The organism is Acinetobacter sp. CAU_H_29a_1 (genome assembly GCF_058599505.1).
In genome coordinates this window covers 1,505,278-1,522,991 of record NZ_CM178655.1, presented here as the reverse complement: position 1 = coordinate 1,522,991, position 17,714 = coordinate 1,505,278, and the positions used below count along the sequence as shown (strand labels likewise).

13 protein-coding genes and 1 pseudogene are annotated in these 17,714 nt (G+C 42.4%); 9 read left to right on the top strand and 5 right to left on the bottom strand.

Annotated elements, in window-relative coordinates; all coding sequences use genetic code 11:
* Positions 1–72: 72 nt before the first annotated feature.
* Both AC4MDD_RS07480 and AC4MDD_RS07475 read right to left on the bottom strand, forming a co-directional pair.
* A complete protein-coding gene (locus AC4MDD_RS07480) occupies positions 73–1,788 on the bottom strand; it encodes an AAA family ATPase (RefSeq protein WP_279732577.1) in 1,716 nt (571 codons plus the stop codon).
* 128 nt (positions 1,789–1,916) lie between these two features.
* Positions 1,917–3,881, bottom strand: coding sequence for a hypothetical protein (locus AC4MDD_RS07475; protein WP_491882492.1), 1,965 nt, complete (start codon positions 3,879–3,881; stop codon positions 1,917–1,919).
* Positions 3,882–4,120: 239 nt separating this feature from the next.
* On the opposite strand from AC4MDD_RS07475, the gene mdh reads away from it, so the two are divergent.
* Complete coding sequence (mdh, locus tag AC4MDD_RS07470; RefSeq protein WP_279740925.1) at positions 4,121–5,332, top strand: iron-dependent methanol dehydrogenase; 1,212 nt, start codon at positions 4,121–4,123, stop codon at positions 5,330–5,332.
* 192 nt (positions 5,333–5,524) lie between these two features.
* Positions 5,525–6,496 (top strand): alpha/beta hydrolase, encoded by a 972-nt coding sequence (locus AC4MDD_RS07465; protein WP_491882491.1) that lies wholly within the window; start codon positions 5,525–5,527, stop codon positions 6,494–6,496.
* A gap of 29 nt (positions 6,497–6,525) precedes the next feature.
* Here the strand turns inward: AC4MDD_RS07465 and AC4MDD_RS07460 are convergent, their stop codons facing one another.
* On the bottom strand, positions 6,526–7,701 hold the full coding sequence (locus AC4MDD_RS07460) for a helix-turn-helix domain-containing protein (protein ID WP_010326873.1): 1,176 nt from the start codon (positions 7,699–7,701) through the stop codon (positions 6,526–6,528).
* 198 nt (positions 7,702–7,899) lie between these two features.
* Between AC4MDD_RS07460 and exaC the strand changes: the two genes are divergently transcribed.
* The 4 genes and pseudogenes from exaC to eutC all read left to right on the top strand — a co-directional run bounded on the left by exaC (position 7,900) and on the right by eutC (position 13,418).
* Entirely contained in the window at positions 7,900–9,411 is a 1,512-nt protein-coding gene (gene exaC, locus AC4MDD_RS07455; protein WP_010326874.1) for an acetaldehyde dehydrogenase ExaC, read from the top strand.
* 334 nt (positions 9,412–9,745) lie between these two features.
* Positions 9,746–11,193, top strand: a pseudogene (eat, locus tag AC4MDD_RS07450) (ethanolamine permease).
* A gap of 13 nt (positions 11,194–11,206) precedes the next feature.
* Positions 11,207–12,592, top strand: coding sequence for an ethanolamine ammonia-lyase subunit EutB (locus AC4MDD_RS07445; RefSeq protein ID WP_491882490.1), 1,386 nt, complete (start codon positions 11,207–11,209; stop codon positions 12,590–12,592).
* Positions 12,593–12,602: 10 nt separating this feature from the next.
* Positions 12,603–13,418 carry an ethanolamine ammonia-lyase subunit EutC gene (eutC, locus tag AC4MDD_RS07440; RefSeq protein ID WP_491882489.1) on the top strand — a complete coding sequence of 272 codons (816 nt, stop codon included), beginning with the start codon at positions 12,603–12,605 and terminating at the stop codon, positions 13,416–13,418.
* Between the two features lie 64 nt (positions 13,419–13,482).
* Here eutC and AC4MDD_RS07435 read toward each other — a convergent pair whose 3' ends face one another.
* Together AC4MDD_RS07435 and AC4MDD_RS07430 are read right to left on the bottom strand one after the other, a co-directional pair.
* Positions 13,483–14,079, bottom strand: coding sequence for a 2-hydroxychromene-2-carboxylate isomerase (locus AC4MDD_RS07435; protein WP_491882488.1), 597 nt, complete (start codon positions 14,077–14,079; stop codon positions 13,483–13,485).
* Positions 14,080–14,090: 11 nt separating this feature from the next.
* Positions 14,091–14,858, bottom strand: a complete 768-nt coding sequence (locus AC4MDD_RS07430) for an SDR family oxidoreductase (protein WP_491882487.1) — start codon at positions 14,856–14,858, stop codon at positions 14,091–14,093.
* Between the two features lie 165 nt (positions 14,859–15,023).
* On the opposite strand from AC4MDD_RS07430, the gene AC4MDD_RS07425 reads away from it, so the two are divergent.
* From AC4MDD_RS07425 to AC4MDD_RS07415, 3 genes are all read left to right on the top strand, one after another.
* Positions 15,024–16,168 (top strand): IS3 family transposase gene (locus tag AC4MDD_RS07425; RefSeq protein WP_126624276.1). Its coding sequence is split into 2 segments (ribosomal slippage): positions 15,024–15,288 and positions 15,288–16,168, totalling 1,146 coding nucleotides; the frame shifts between segments, so codons are not numbered across the junction.
* Positions 16,169–16,238: 70 nt separating this feature from the next.
* Complete coding sequence (locus tag AC4MDD_RS07420) at positions 16,239–16,802, top strand: TetR/AcrR family transcriptional regulator (RefSeq protein ID WP_279734297.1); 564 nt, start codon at positions 16,239–16,241, stop codon at positions 16,800–16,802.
* A 114-nt stretch (positions 16,803–16,916) separates the two neighbouring features.
* Complete coding sequence (locus AC4MDD_RS07415; protein ID WP_491882486.1) at positions 16,917–17,618, top strand: glutamine amidotransferase; 702 nt, start codon at positions 16,917–16,919, stop codon at positions 17,616–17,618.
* Positions 17,619–17,714 lie beyond the last annotated feature (96 nt).

Sequence of the window (17,714 nt, the reverse complement as noted above, 5' to 3'; positions counted from 1 at the left end):
AATTCAGTTTAACTGAAGTTCCAGGCAAAGTAAGTAAGAAATTTCTGCGTGAAATGCCCTAGTTTTAAGATGTTATTCAATATATAACAACGCCAGACGAACTTGGTCATAGCCCATACGTGGATTAGTCAGTTCCACAATAGGACGAAGCTTGATCACACCATCTTCGCTAAAGTGTTCTGTTTGCTGACGCTTCATTAAGCGTTTATAAATTTTCCGCACTTGCTCAACTACTTCTTCTCCAGGATGTGCCACGGAAATATCTAAGCCCTGCTCTTTATGCAACTTTGCCAAATGGTTGATAATGGTTGCTGCCGTTAAACCGCGCTCTTGTGCGATATCTGCAATTTCATAACCACCTTCAAACAACTCACGTGTTTCATCGAGTGTTGCAGAAGCATAGTTGGCTTTACCTGCATTACGGGCAATTTTCTTTTCATTACGTTCAATCTCAATTTCATTGAGCGTTCCACCGCAGTGACGAATAAAGGCCTTGTGCTGTGGTTCAAGATCAATGGCCTCAAAATGTGTTTCGGCTTCATCGGACAGTTCTTGGAAGCGGCGGTCTGCCTTAATGGCAAGACTATCTAACTCCAACGCTTGTTCATTAAAACCTAACAACCTTAAACCTTCCAAAGTCTTTAAGCGCGACAAAGCCACATAGCCCTGTCCTTTTTCAAAAGTATGACTAAGATTAATTTCTGCTGCCGCTAAAGTCATCCCTTGTGACTTGTGAATAGTGATAGCCCATGCCAAACGCAATGGAATTTGCTGAAAACTGGCAATGGTTTTGCCTGCATCATTGTCCACTGACCAAGTTTCAGGCTCAACCACCAGTACCGTACCATCAGTCAGTTTGACCTTCGGCAAGATCCCAAAGTCATCATCTTCTTCAAAGCCCACTACTTCGCCTAAGCTACCGTTGATATAGCCCACATCGAAGTTGTTCTTTACAAACATCACTTTGGCATTTTTCTTGAGGGTTAAATTTTCAGGTGCACGCACAGAAGACTTTAAGGTTTCAATAAGCTTGTCATTGCCATCACACACTGCCTCAAACTGTCGACCTTCATTTTCAATTTCATTCAGATGTTTGAAGTTGATGGTGTCCACGTCCATATTATGTGTATATAAACGTGTAAAGGTTTCTCCAATATCTTGCTGACGTGTAGCTTGTAAAGCCTGCAAGTGCTGAGAGTTAATACTCTGACTGCGGATGGCATTTAAAATATCATTGAGGTAATCATTGCCCTGACGGTGCTGCTCAGTCAAATAGCACACACGAAACTTGGCTTCGACCCAAGCATCAGACATAAAACAGAATTTATCGCGATTACGCTCTTCATTTTTACCGACTGGCGGTAACTGGAAGAAATCACCTGCAACAATCACTTGAATCCCGCCAAATGGCTCTTCACTTTCCTTAAAGAACTTAAGGACTTTATTGACCAAATTGAGTTGCTTGGCATGTAGCATCGAAATTTCATCGATGATTAAGACTTGGGCATTTTCTAAATGCTCTTTTAAGTATTTACGTTCTTTCATGCGTTTGAGTTCATCTTCCCCCAACGCATCTTTAATACCTATACCAGCCCAAGTATGAATGGTCATGCCATTCATATGCGTCGCGGCAATACCTGTAGAAGCCGTAATCGCCACAGGCACTTTGCGGGCTTTTAAATAGTTAATGTATTGGTTCAGTGTATAGGTTTTTCCTGCACCAGCGGAACCGGTTAAAAAGACATTTTCGCCCGCTTTTAAGAGTTTGAGTGCAGTTTCTTGCTTCATAAGACCTATACCATTGATGAACGGCTATAGCCTACCGAGTTTTTGCTAAAAAGTTAAGCAGATCTCGTCACACAGTAAATGATGTGCGACAAATTAAGTCCATTGTTGTTTAAATTTTAAGAGCTTGGTTATTGGGCTTGATTCAGCATAGCAATGAATTGTTCAGCAACGACAACATCATCGGGTAGCGCTTTTTGGTTATTCGGATATTCAAGCTGATCAAATAACAGCTGTCCTGCAATATAGTGACAACCGAGCGTCAAGTGCCGCTGTGCGTCGGTATGACTCATATGAAATGCCGCATATTCGCGCACAATAATTCGCTCAGCAAAACTGGCTGCTAAACAATGTTGAAAGCGACGTGATTCAGCAATGATGCGATCCATATCTTTGAGCTCCTCAAGCACCCAACTCTCAATAAAATAATAAGCTTCGTGACTGATCGGTTGCCATGACACACAACCAAGCTTTCGTTTCAGTTCAGCGAGTAACTCTTGGCTATGCAACTGATCATGCCACTGCACAGCCTGATGAAATAGGCTCTTCCATGTGACATTTTTTAAAACCTCTTTTTGCGTCTCGAAATGTTCAGGCAAATAATCGCGCACATAAGCATCAAACACCGAAACTCGTAAAGGTGGCCGATTTAAATAAAACAACTGTCGAAAGCTTTCAATATGCAGTTTATGTTGCTTTAACTGAAGATAAAAATCACGGTGCTGTTGCTTATCTTCGCTAAAATAAGTCACTAAGTCTCCTGGGAGTTTCTGCGCAATTTTATCTAGATGCTGAATATAGGCCTGCATTACACGACTCAATTTTGTGTAGACCCGTTTCCCCCATTCAGGCTGTTGTTCGACCACACGGCGTAGCAGTTCGAGCCATTCATCTAAATACAAAATAGACGGACTGATCGCTATCCGCTGATCATCCATATCTTGGCGTCTATTTTTTAAAACCACATGCTGGTTGGCCTCCAGCTCAAACCAATGCTGTTGTAAGGCATGTTCATAGCAACTTTGTATAAATAAGCGCGCCGCAACATGTTGGAAGTACTTTAAGGTAGTCACAATAATCTCAGGATGATAAGACTGAGTATCAAGATAACTTAAAGCCGTGACGGCAACGCGGATACTACTGTGCTGAATATTTTGACTAACCCAGTCTGTCACCACAGCTTTTTGTTTGAATAACCAATTTACGGTACGGCTTTCATCAAAAATCGGGAGTTTGGCGACCTTCTTTTGCCATGTCTTGGTCTCAGTTTTTAAAAAATGCCGCTTTGACAACAAATCACGCGATGTCCAAAGATCCCGATGCATAAGCCGCACAAAGCCAAGCATATGGGGCTGCTCTTTAGCATGCGGATATAACAAATGAATGTCGTGCGTATGATCCATCAACTCTTGTAACGAAAACCGTTCAGGAAATGCCGTTTGTACAATGCGATAAACATACGGATCTAATAATTGATTGGCACTGCAACACAGCTCGTCATAACAATTCATCAAAGACTGTAGAGGTAAAATCTCTTCCGCCTGATCTGTATCTAATCTGCATAAGCGCTGCAACTCAGCTAGCAGACTTCGCTCAGAAGCTGGATCAGCTGTATTGAATTCAACTTGCTGGCACAACTGTTGAAAGAGTTCTGATTGCGTTTTCCGTATTTCAGTCAAAATCGTTTGCACGCGACTCGGCCCATCGAGTAAAACAAACACCTGTTGTAGAATCAGCTGACGCAGCTGTTTAACTTTATTGCGCAAATACAAAGAATGTTGTGGGGACTGATCACCCACTAAAAACACAATGTCGTGTAAACAAAACTCTTCGAGCGCTTCTGCATAGTGTCCTTGATAAATAAACTGCGGGACACATAGCTCAGCCTGTTCCGTCGGTGTATAAAACTGAATATGAAAACAATGATTTAAAATTTGAATCCGTTGTTGTTTTACGTCAACACTTAAAACGTTTTGCACATTGAGTGTGGAAAGATAAGCGGCCTGCTCGTGATAAAGCTGCTGAATACTTGGAACAACTTGTCTTAACTGTATAGCAAGACTTTGATATTGCTTAAGCTTATCGTTTTGCTCCACGGCTTTTCCTCTTTGAATTTGGCTATTTTCTCCACAACTTCAAAACCAATATAAACAAATCCTGAACCACAGGCTATGCCTTTTATCGATAGCTATTTTGTTCGCTAAAGTCAGTCTTTGTCATTCCCTTACTTATGGTAGGTATTTGGTAGGTACACAAGTTTTTTGAATCATTCGATACTCTAAAAACGGTAATGAGCACCGATAACAACATAAATAATGGTAGAAGGAATCGCACCATGGCTTTTAAAAATATTGCAGATCAAACCAACGGTTTTTATATCCCTTGTGTTTCACTTTTTGGCCCAGGCTGTGCCAAAGAAATTGGTGGTAAAGCACAAAACCTCGGTGCAAAGAAAGCACTGATTGTGACCGACGCAGGTTTATTTAAATTTGGCGTAGCCGACACCATTGCAGGATATCTCAAAGATGCAGGTGTTGATAGCCATATCTTTCCAGGTGCAGAACCGAACCCAACTGACATCAATGTCCACAACGGCGTGACTGCGTATAACGAACAAGGTTGTGACTTTATTGTGTCCTTAGGTGGTGGTTCTTCGCATGACTGCGCTAAAGGTATTGGACTTGTGACTGCGGGCGGCGGTCATATTCGTGACTACGAAGGGATCGATAAAAGTACGGTTCCAATGACCCCTCTTATTGCCATCAACACCACGGCAGGTACAGCGTCAGAAATGACACGCTTCTGTATTATTACCAATACAGATACCCATGTAAAAATGGCAATTGTAGACTGGCGCTGCACTCCACTAATTGCAATTGATGACCCTAAACTGATGATTGCAAAACCTGCAAGCTTAACAGCAGCAACAGGTATGGATGCTTTAACCCATGCAGTAGAAGCTTATGTTTCAACAGCCGCAAACCCAATCACTGATGCCTGTGCTGAAAAAGCTATTTCAATGATTAGCGAATGGTTAAGTCCAGCAGTTGCGAACGGCGAAAACTTAGAAGCACGTGATGCCATGAGTTATGCACAATATTTAGCAGGTATGGCATTTAATAATGCATCTCTAGGTTATGTCCATGCAATGGCACATCAACTCGGCGGCTTCTATAACCTACCTCACGGCGTATGTAATGCAGTCCTACTTCCACACGTCTGTGAGTTCAACTTAATTGCCTGCCCTGACCGTTATGCACGAATTGCTGAACTGATGGGAGTTAACACCACAGGTTTAACTGTGACAGAAGCTGGATATGCTGCCATTGACGCAATTCGTGAACTATCTGCATCGATTGGTATTCCATCGAGCTTGTCTGAACTGGGTGTGAAAGAGCAAGATTTGGGTGTTATGTCTGAAAATGCGCAAAAAGATGCCTGCATGCTGACGAACCCACGTAAAGCAAACCATGCTCAAGTGGTCGACATCTTCAAAGCTGCACTCACATCTAGTGCTTCAGTGGTCGATTTTAAAGCAGCGGTCTAAGTTCTCTTCTTAACTTTTTGTTTGCTTTGACAATTTAAGTGGAATGAAACAGACGTCCATACTGTTTCATTCAGGTAAGCCTAATCCTTGCTTACCTGTGCACTTAAATTGTCTTTTTTTATTTGTGGTTGACAAAGTTTTGCGCTTCATCAAGGATAAGAAAACTCATGACAATAACAACCAGAGCAAATTATGTCAGCAACTCAGACTCATCCTGCGTATACAACTGATGTCCTCGGTGAAGGCTATGAACAATTAAAACTCAGTTTTCCAGACGATTATGAAGGTGCTGTATGCGCAACCCTCGTACGCAAAAAAGCACCGCAAAATACTCAAAAAGCTGTGCTGTATATCCATGGTTTTATTGACTACTTTTTCCAAACCGAAATGGCTGAACAATTTAATCAGCATGGTTATGATTTTTATGCGCTCGATTTAAGAAAATATGGTCGTTCTCACTTGAGCCATCAAAAATATTATAACGTCCGTGATCTCAACGAATATGATGCTGAGATTACCCAAGCCTTAGAGACCATTGGCAATGAAGGCCATACTGCGGTGCTGCTTGCAGGACACTCTACCGGTGGCTTAATCACGACTTTATACGCTGCGCACAATCCTAGGCATCCGCTGATCAAAGCACTTTGGGCCAATAGCCCTTTTTATGATTTTAATATGCATCCCATTAAGCTCAAACTTGGCGTGCCGCAGCTCAGTCGACTCGCAAAGCGTTTTCCTGACCTCAAGTTTCCAAGTGAACTGAATAAATGGTATGTACCGAGCCTACATCAAAACGAGCATGGTGAATGGAACTTTGATTTGGAGTGGAAACAACCAAGCTATTCTATGGTTCGGATCAGCTTTGTACGTGCAATTCATGAAGCGCAGAAAGAAATTCATCGCGGTGGTTTAAAGCTCTCTGTCCCTACACTCATCATGCATTCACATCAAACGCTCAACCCAAAGAAATGGGGCGTAGCCGCGCAAACCAGTGATGTGATTTTAGATGTTAAAGACATTGAAAAGCAGGCCAAAAATTTACAAGGTGACGTCACTGTCGTGACCATTCAAAATGGTTTACACGACTTAGTCCTCTCCGCACCTGAAGTTCGTGCCGAAGTCTATGCTGAGCTGTTCCAGTGGCTCGAGCAAAAAATAGTGTAACTACACCTTTCCAACACAATTCATAATTTTTAAATTTTATATTTCTCAAGTAGCTGATGCGCAGGGTGTCCATCCGGTGTCAGCTCAATGAGTCGCTCAACGGCATCAATCGCCTCTGGGTAACGTGCGACATGTTTAAACAACATATCGGTTTCATTGGCTTTAAAAATCGCACTGCTTAAACGTGACTCCAAACAGTCACGCCATGCACATAGAAATGGACTTTCTGTTTTAGGCAGTAAAACCCCTGAACAAAGTTTTAACGCGGTCTCGATATACGCAGCATCTAAGGCCTGCTCAGCTTGTAAAAAATCAGCCTCAATATGCGCCAAAATTCGATAAGGACGAGATCCCAACATTCCACCGAGCAAGTCACGCAATTGTGACATTTCGGCCTTAAGTGTTCCCACACTCACCTTGCGCTCACCATATAAGGCCTGATGCAAAGTATCTAAAGTCATACCCTGTGGGCACAACGCCAAGATGGTCAAAATTTCAATTTGTCGCGGTGTGAGGACCATCACTTTGCCATTGAAATGTACTTGTGGAACACCAAAAGCACGGATATACAACTGTTGACGCTGGTATTCTAACAGTGCCGTTTGAATGATAGATGCACAGCGCTCTGCTGCGAGTAGACCAAGGCTATTGTGGTTTTTCCATGTGGTGGATAAATCAATCACCCCAAGGACGTGTTTTGAGTAAGGGTCGATGATTGGTGCAGCATAACAAACCCAATCATGGATGGAGCTCATGTAATGTTCATTTGAAAAGACACAACTGGACTGTTGCGTTTTTAAGGACAAGGCCAACGCATTGGTCCCCACCAATTCCTCTCGCCATTGCCCGCCTTCAACAAAATGTACACTTTCTGCCGCATTACGCATTTGTCTGCTGGAGGCACTCCAAATAATCGTACTACCAATATCTCCTACAGCCACCACCATAGACGACTGTTGTGCAATATGTCTCAGTTCATCTGCGCAATAACTCAAAGCATGTTGCAACGCTGAACCTTGTGACATGGAACCCTCAGAAATGGGCGCAGCAAAGCGATCTTTTGGAATTTCTGCGGAGTTAGAGCGCTGCCATGAACTTGCAATACTTTTTCCCAATTGTTCAGCTTGTACCGTCGAAATACTGCTACTGGTTCTAAGCTTTTCTATTTCTTGTCTTTTCTGTATTAAATGTTGCATTGCCATCATTCCTTATACTCAAAACAATTCCTGATATACGTCCACTGTATTACTTGGTTGTAAACATTTGTCAAAGCCGTGTAAACCTCCTTCCTTCCAACCTTTTTCCAACCTTATATTAGTTATGCTACTTAAATATTGTACAGATGTACCTTATACCAAAGCTGTAGATGCTTTTAAAAAATCAATAAGCAAAGGAACTTCAATATGCGCTATGTAGACCCTAACCAATCTGGTTCTAAAGTAGAATTTAAAGCACAGTATGACAACTTTATTGGTGGCGAGTGGGTTGCTCCAGTAAAAGGTGAATACTTTGAAAATATCTCTCCTGTCGACGGTAAAGTTTTTACAAAAGTCCCTCGCTCATCTGTAGAAGACATCGAACTTGCACTTGATGCTGCGCATAAAGCCAAAGAACAATGGAACAAATCTTCTCCTACTACACGTTCAAATTTACTCCTTAAAATTGCAGATCGTCTAGAACAAAATCTAGAAAAATTGGCTGTGGCTGAAACATGGGATAACGGTAAACCGATTCGTGAAACACTTGCAGCGGACATTCCTTTAGCCATTGACCATTTCCGCTATTTCGCAGGTTGTATCCGTGCGCAAGAAGGTGGCATTTCTGAAATTGATGAAGATACCATTGCCTATCACTTCCATGAACCATTAGGCGTGGTAGGACAAATCATTCCATGGAACTTCCCAATTTTGATGGCAACATGGAAAATTGCTCCTGCTTTGGCTGCGGGTAACTGTATTGTACTTAAACCTGCAGAACAAACCCCTGCGAGCATTTTGGTTTTAATTGAACTCATTCAAGATTTATTGCCTGCAGGCGTACTAAACGTAGTCAATGGTTACGGCGTAGAAGTTGGTCGCCCATTGGCAACCAATCCACGTATTGCCAAAATTGCATTCACAGGTTCGACTCAGGTCGGTCAATTGATCATGCAATACGCCACTGAAAACATCATTCCAGTGACTTTGGAGCTTGGTGGTAAATCTCCAAATATTTTCTTTGAAGATGTTATGGCGCAAGATGACGACTACCTAGACAAAGCACTCGAAGGCTTTGCTATGTTTGCGCTTAACCAAGGTGAAATCTGTACGTGCCCATCGCGCGCTTTAGTTCAAGAAAGCATTGCGGATAAATTCCTTGAAATGGCAGTTGAACGTGTAAAACGCATTAAAACGGGTCATCCGCTCGATACAGAAACGATGATTGGTGCGCAAGCTTCACTTGAACAACAAGAGAAAATCTTGGGTTGTATCGCAACAGGTCGCGGTGAAGGTGCGCAAGTACTAACAGGTGGTAGTGAGCGTAATGAAGTGGGTTCTGGTTTCTATATTGAACCAACCATTTTCAAAGGCACCAATGACATGAAAATTTTCCAAGAAGAAATTTTTGGGCCTGTACTTTCAGTGGCAACATTCAAAGACTTTGACGATGCGATTAAAATTGCCAACGACACCATTTATGGTTTAGGCGCTGGTGTATGGTCACGTTCAGCACATACCTCTTACCGCGCAGGTCGTGCAATTCAATCGGGTCGCGTTTGGACCAACTGTTACCACATCTACCCTGCACATGCCGCTTTCGGTGGCTATAAAAAGTCAGGGATTGGTCGTGAAAACCATAAAATGATGCTTGATCATTACCAACAAACTAAAAACTTACTTGTGAGCTATGCAACCAAGCCTATGGGCTTCTTCTAAGCACTTAGCTTATTCGTATACAGTTCTCTATGTGTTTAGGGTGATTCGTTACCCTAAACATTTCTCCATCAAACATCAAACATCAAACATCAAACATCAAACATCAAACATCAAACATCAAACATCAAACATCAAACATCAAACATCAAACATCAAACATCAAACATCAAACATCAAACATCAAACATCAAACATCAAACATCAAACATCAAAACAATAATTCAAAACTGTGTCATATAAATATTAGACAGGACGTCTAGTCGCTTGGTACTGAAATTGCATAAATATTGCATCCATCAAGCCATCTATAAAAACTCAAGATATGGAGCTTCACATGACCGATTCTCCCATTAACAGCTCAACGACTCCGCTCTCTACTTCAATAGTAAGCACATCTGACGACTATTTTGAAAAAAGGCAACTGAAACAAGGTGCTGTAGGCTGGCTATTATTAGTCGGTTTAGGCGTAGCGTATGTCATTTCAGGCGACTTTGCTGGCTGGAACTTCGGTCTTGCTCAAGGTGGCTGGGGCGGTATGTTTATCGCAACGGTTGTCGTAGCCATCATGTATTTATGCATGTGCCTGTCGATGTCTGAAATGGCCACCATGCTGCCCACTGCGGGCGGTGGCTATAGCTTTGCGCGTACCGCATTTGGTCCATTTGGCGGCTATCTCACTGGCACGGCGATTTTAATTGAATATGCCATCGCCCCTGCAGCCATCGCATGCTTTATTGGTGCCTACTGCGAGTCCTTATTTGGTGTCGGTGGATGGAGTATTTATCTCATCTGCTATCTGGTTTTTATGGGTATTCATCTTAAAGGTGCAGGTGAAGCCCTCAAGATCATGTTTGTCATTACCGCCATTGCAGCCGTAGCTCTTTTTGTCTTTATTATCGCAATGGCACCACATTTTAACAGCGCCAACTTATTTAACATTGCACCAACTGAAAATATCGGAGCAAGTAGCTTCCTCCCGATGGGTTATATTGGTATTTCGGCGACGGTACCCTATGCCATTTGGTTCTTTTTAGCGGTGGAAGGTGTACCACTGGCAGCAGAAGAAGCCAAAGATCCATCCAAATCATTACCACGTGGTTTAATCGGTTCGATGTTGATTTTGGCCGCTTTTGCCCTACTTATTCTGTTCTTAGGTGCTGGTGCTGCTGGTGCAGAACAACTTAAAGAATCAGGCGCACCCTTAGTTGATGCACTGGTAGCAGTCTATGGTCAAAACACCTGGTTAGGCAGTTTTGTTAACTTTGTCGGTCTAGCAGGTTTAATTGCAAGTTTCTTCTCCATCATCTATGCCTATTCACGTCAAATTTTCGCCTTATCCCGTGGGGGGGGTATTTACCGACCTCGTTATCACTGACCAATAAAAACAAAGCGCCCTATTTAGCGATTATTATTCCTGGCATCATTGGTTTTTTATTGTCCCTAACAGGTGAAGGTGATCTGCTCATCCTGATGGCGGTATTTGGTGCGACTATTTCTTATGTCTTGATGATGCTTTCTCACATTAAACTGCGCATCAGCCGTCCAGAGTTGCATCGTCCCTATAAAACCCCAGGTGGGATTGTCACCTCATCAATTGCTTTGATTTTAGCCAGTATTGCGGTGATAGCTGGTTTTGTGGTGGATCCTAAAGTTTGGTTTATGGCTGCCACTATTTATGCGGTCTTTATTGCCTACTTTATTTTCCATAGTCGCCATCGACTCGTTCAAGGTACACCTGAAGAAGAGTTTGAAAGTATTCGTAAGGCCGAACAAGACTTATAGAAGGACCTATGACATGGCTTATAAAACGTTGATTGGACATCAGCACTATGTGTTTAATGATTTAAAAACTTTAATGGCAAAAGCAACCCCGCTGCGCTCAGGTGATCAACTTGCAGGTGTTGCGGCGGAAAATGCCACTGAACGTGTTGCCGCACAAATGGCATTGGCGGATGTTCCATTGAAGCAGTTTTTAACTGAAGCGCTGATCAGCTATGAACAGGATGAAATAACCCGCCTGATTATCGATGAGCACCGTAGTGATTTATTTGCGCCGATTTCACATTTTACCGTAGGAGACTTTCGTAACTGGCTACTCAGTGAAGATGCGACTACGCAGAAATTACAAAAACTTGCGCTCGGTTTAACCCCTGAAATGGTGGCTGCGGTGAGTAAAATTATGCGCAACCAAGACCTCATCTTGGTTGCAAGTAAATGTGAAGTCATCACCCAATTTCGCAACACCATCGGATTGAAAGGTCATCTCTCGATCCGTTTACAACCGAATCATCCGACCGATGATCTCTTGGGAATATCGGCCAGTATTTTGGATGGCTTGATGTATGGCAATGGTGATGCCGTCATTGGGATTAACCCTGCAACCGATAACCTACAAAATTTATCGGAGCTACTCAAACTACTCGATCATGTGATCCAAGAGCATCATATTCCAACCCAGTCCTGTGTGCTGACGCATATCAGTTCGGGGATTCAACTGGCAGAGAAAAATGTGCCGATTGATTTAATGTTTCAGTCGATTGCAGGCACTCAGCGCGCCAATGAAGGTTTCGGCATTAATCTCGAATTACTGCGTGAAGGCTATGAAGCAACACTGGCTCTCAAGCGTGGGACTGTGGGACAAAATGTGATGTATTTTGAAACAGGTCAAGGCAGTGCTTTATCTAGTAATGCACATCACGGTGTAGATCAACAAACCTTAGAAGTCCGTGCCTATGCTGTGGCTCGTAAATTTAACCCACTACTGGTAAATACTGTGGTTGGGTTTATTGGCCCAGAGTATTTATACAATGGTAAACAAATTATCCGTGCAGGCTTGGAAGACCATTTTTGTGGCAAGCTCCTAGGCTTACCTATGGGCTGCGACATTTGCTATACCAACCATGCCGATGCCGACCAAAACGACATGGATGTACTACTCACCCTATTCGGTGCAGCAGGTTTGAACTTTATTATGGGTATTCCCGGTTCGGATGACGTCATGCTGAACTATCAAACTACATCGTTTCATGATGCACTGTATTTAAGGCAACTTCTGGGCTTAAAAGCCGCACCTGAGTTTGATCTGTGGTTGGCGGAACAAGGCATCTTTAAACAACAGCAGCAGCACATTCTCTGGCCAGAACATATCCCGCCACAATTTGAAAAACTTTTACATATATAAGGAGCAACTTATGTCACTTGTTCCTCTAGAAAACTATCAATCTGAACAGCATCAGGATGTTTGGGAAAACTTAAAGAAATTTACCGATGCTCGTATCGCCATTGGACGTGCAGGCTGTAGCATCCCGACCCATGAACTGCTGAAATTTCAACTAGCACATGCGGAAGCGCAAGATGCGGTACATCAAGCTTTAGATGTCGAACACTTAGTTGCAAGTTTTAATACACTAGGTTTGGATAGTCTGACGGTACACAGTCAAGCTGAAAATAAACAAGAATACTTAAAACGTCCTGACCTAGGTCGCCTGTTAAGTCCAGCTTCACAACATGGCTTAAAGGTCTTTAAAGCCAGCAACCCGCAAAACTATGATGTCTGCATTGTGATTGGTGATGGACTATCTGCACGGGCAATTGAAGAAAATGCAGTGCCTTTTATTCAACACCTTATCCCGCAGTTGCAAGCGGAACACTGGAGCATTGCACCGATGGTTATTGCTACTGGAAGCCGAGTCGCTTTGGGTGATCCAGTTGCAGAGTGCCTACACGCGACTATGCTCGTGATGCTGATTGGCGAAAGGCCTGGCCTAAGCTCACCTGATAGTATGGGCGTTTACTATACATGGAAAGCAGCCTCAGGTACGTTGGATGCTAAACGGAACTGTATTTCAAATGTTCGACCTGCGGGCTTAAGCATTCCTGTTGCAGTACAACGGCTAATGTCTCTCATGCGTGGCTCTAAGAAACTCGGTTACTCAGGTGTAGACTTAAAAGATGAACATAAAATGGTGAGTCTAGACACGGAACATGCGCCTAAGCGTTTATTTTAATTTGAAGCAGATCAGCCGTAATTTTATGGCTAATCTTAAATGGTGTGTTCTTTTAACTTGTATTTTAGCTCGCTTTATTCAGTGCTTGCTCTACAAAATGTAGACGATCTTGGCCCCAATACATTTCATCACCCACAAAGAATGTCGGTGCGCCGAAAATGCCACGTTGAATGGCCTGTTCTGTTTCAGTGATCAGTTTTTGTTTCACCACATCCGACTGAACCATACTCATAATATCTTCTACAGAAAAGCCACTTGGTTTTAGCACTTCTGCCAAGACAGTAGGTTCATTCAGATTTTGTGGTGTACCAAACATCGCATCGAATAAAAGTTTTAAAACTTGCTCAAACTTTTCTAGATGCAACAATTGAACGCCTGTCAAAATGCGCATTAGGGTTAAAGTGTTCATTGGAAAATGCGGATTCATTTGCATTGGGATATGGTAATACTCCGCCCAGCGCTGCATATCTAAGATTGAATAAACCCCTTTGACAGGAATCTCTATCGGACTACGATTACCTGTTGCTTTAAACACCCCGCCTAATAAAATAGGCTTATACACAATCTGAATCTCTTGCTGCTCTGCTATTTGCAGTAAACGATAGTAGGCCAAATAGCTATATGGGCTGCCCAAATCAAAATAAAATTCTACGCTTTTCATGCTTTGTCCTTTTACCACGTTTCCATCCAAGGTCTTAAATCTAACTCATGCGTCCATGCATCGCGCGGTTGCTGCGACAAATGCCAATAATTTTCTGCAATATGCACGGGATTTAATATGCCATCCTGTTCTTTGCGCGCGTACATCTCAGGAAAAGTGTCTTTAATAAAATCGGTATCAATTGCCCCATCCACCACCACGTGTGCCACATGAATATTTTTCGGGCCAAGCTCACGTGCCATACTTTGCGCTAAAGCACGCAGTGCATGTTTCGCCCCTGCAAAAGCGGCAAAGTTTGCTGCACCTCTTATGCCTGCGGTTGCACCCGTGAAAATAATGCTCCCATGTTCACGCACGAGCATACGCTTCGCCACTTCACGCCCTGTCAAGAACGCGCCGAAACATGCCATTTCCCAAATTTTAAAATACTTACGTGCAGTTTCTTCTAAAATACTACATGGCACATTCGCCCCAATGTTAAACACTAAAACATCGATTTCACCAATATTGGCTTCAATTTCTTCTACCAAAGCGATGACTTGATCTTCTTTACGTGCATCCGACGCAAAGCCATATGCAAGGCCACCTTCAGCTTCTATCTCTGCAATTAAGGGCTGGAGTTTTTCGGCATTTCTTCGCGTCATGCAGGCGATGTATCCACCACGTGCAAAACGTTTCGCGATTTCGCCCCCTGTAGCATCTCCTGCGCCAATCACTAACGCGACTTTCTTTTTAGCATCAGCCTTTTGCAACTGCTGTTCTGGCTGTAATTCATCCATAAATACACTCCCTCTATAAAATAACGATCGTTATCATAACGATCACTATGTTATAGTTTTCAGCATCAGTCAATTTTATTTTGATGAAAAGAGGTGGATCAGGAAATTTGAACAACACTTATAAGTGATATTTTGCTCCCCAAATGATGTTATAAACATCAATATATGGAGTATTTTATGGCACGTAGACCAAGAAGAAATCATTCAAATGATTTTAAAGCTAAGGTAGCACTTGCTGCGATTAAAGCAGAAAAAACACTTGCTGAATTGAGTGCTGAATTTGATGTTCATCAAAACCAAATTATCGACTGGAAAAATCAACTGATTTCAGCTTCCTCGCAAGCTTTCGATCAATCAAAAGCTCCAACAGAACCACCCATCGATCTAAAAAAACTACATGCAAAAATCGGTGAGCAGGCATTAGAAATTGATTTTTTAGAAGGTGTGTTGAAGAAACTGGGCCGCTTCAACCACAAAAGTTAATCGATGACTCACTTCAGATTTCAGTATCTAAGCAAGCTCAGCTGCTGAAAGTCTCCCGTGGTTGTTATTACTATCGCCCAAAACCTGTGAGTACATCAGATCTGAAGCTGATGCGGTGTATGGATGAGTTACATATGCAATACCCTTTTGCAGGTAGCCGTATGATGCGTGATTTGTTGAATCGTCAAGGACATCATATAGGACGACGTCATACACGTACTTTAATGAAGAAAATGGGCATTAATGCGTTATATTGCAAACCAAATTTAAGCCAGGCTAATCAAGCTCACCGCAAATATCCATATCTGCTCAAAGGATTGGCTATTCAGCGCAGTAATCAAGTGTGGTCTACGGATATAACGTATATCCCTATGGCAAAAGGCTTTGTTTATTTATGTGCTGTGATTGATTGGCATAGCCGCAAGGTACTTGCGCATAGAGTATCGATTAGTATGGAGGTTACATTTTGCATAGAAACATTAAATGAAGCTATTGAAAAATATGGTCGACCTGAAATATTTAATACAGACCAAGGCAGTCAGTTTACCAGTGATGCATTTATTGATGTATTGAAATCAAATGGCATTCAAATCAGTATGGATGGTAAAGGTCGATGGGTTGATAATGTGATGGTTGAACGATTATGGCGGAGCGTTAAATATGAAGAGGTGTATCTCAAAGCCTACAGCAATGTTTTGGATGCGAAGAAGCAATTAAACGCATATTTTGAATTTTATAATTTGAAACGACCTCATTCGAGTCTGGACAAAATGACTCCAGATGAGTTTTACTATGACCAGCTACCACAACAAAATAAGGTAGCTTAACTAGAGCAGAGTATCACTTATAAATAAGCTTTTAGTTGTTCAAACATGTGGGACCACCTCTGAAACTCCTATGCGCTATAAAACAGGCTATAAAGAAGAAAAACGTCAAGAGCTGCTTAAAATCAGTGCTCAACTGGCCAAGAAGCAAGGCTTTGCCAATACTGGCGTCGACGGTTTTATGAAAGCGGCTCAAATGACCAGCGGTGCTTTTTATTCGCATTTTTCATCAAAACATGAATTATTTGAAGCACTGATCGAGTCCGAGTTACAACACAGCTTTCAAGCATGGCAAGCCAATCCGCACGATAACCTCGAAGAGTGGATTGACTTCGAACTTGAACGTTATTTAGCGCTGTCTCATGTGCAACGTCCAGATCAAGGCTGTGTTATTCCCTCTCTTGCAGCCGAGGTAGCACGTAGTAGTGAAACAACAAGACTGTGTTTTCAACAGGAAATGCTTCGTGGTCATGCACTCTTTACACAACATCTAGGCAGTGAAATACAAGCTTGGGCGGTTCTATCTCAACTGGTCGGCGCAATCGTCATGGCACGCAGCATGGCGGATGGACATCTACAACGAGAAATTTTAAGCTCAAGCAAATGGATGATTAAAAACATGCTACAGCTCAAGTAAAATCTTGGATTGAATTTATAGTTTTTCTACATATTTTCTGATTTATTGCCTTCAACTTCTACGCATTTCCCTGTACATTTTTAAACTCCTTTAACCCCTGTGAACGAGCCAACTATGACGACACTACCCGATACCATTTACGCGATTCAGCATCTTGCTTTTGAAGATTTGGGCGCATGGGAAGATGTGTTATATCAATTGGGTTATCGGGTACGATATTTTGAAGCAGGCAAAGATGATTTAGCTAAAGCTCTGAACTACACAGGTCTAACCGTCATTTTAGGTGGCCCGATTGGGGTATATGAAACTGAAGACTACCCTTTCTTACAACAAGAAATAGACTTACTAAAAGTTCGTTTAGAAAAGAATTTACCCACTTTAGGCATTTGCTTAGGTGCACAGTTGATTGCACATGCACTCGGTGCAAAAGTATATGCAGGTCATAGCAAAGAAATTGGCTGGAGTCAGTTACAGCTCAATATCGTTGAACATAACCCATTACAAACACTGGTAGGAACTGAAGTCCTACATTGGCATGGCGACACCTTTGAACTCGCTGCTCAAGCTGAACTGTTGGCCAGCTCAGAAGTTTATCCCAACCAAGCTTTTCGTGTAGGCAAAAATATTCTAGGCTTACAGTTCCATCCTGAAGTCGCAGCGGATGGTTTAGAAAAATGGCTAATTGGGCATACTGCTGAACTTCGTCAAGCAAACATCAATATTCCAGCATTGCGTGCAGACAACCAACGCTGTGCAGCTCAACTAGAACATGTCTCTGGACAAGTTTTGGCAGCATATTTAAAAGCACTGGTTTAATAATTCAGCCATAATCCGTCAATGCGCCTATTGCTCTAAATTTTAAGTTTAGAGCAGACATAAAAAAGCACCTCTATGAAGGTGCTTTTTTGGTAG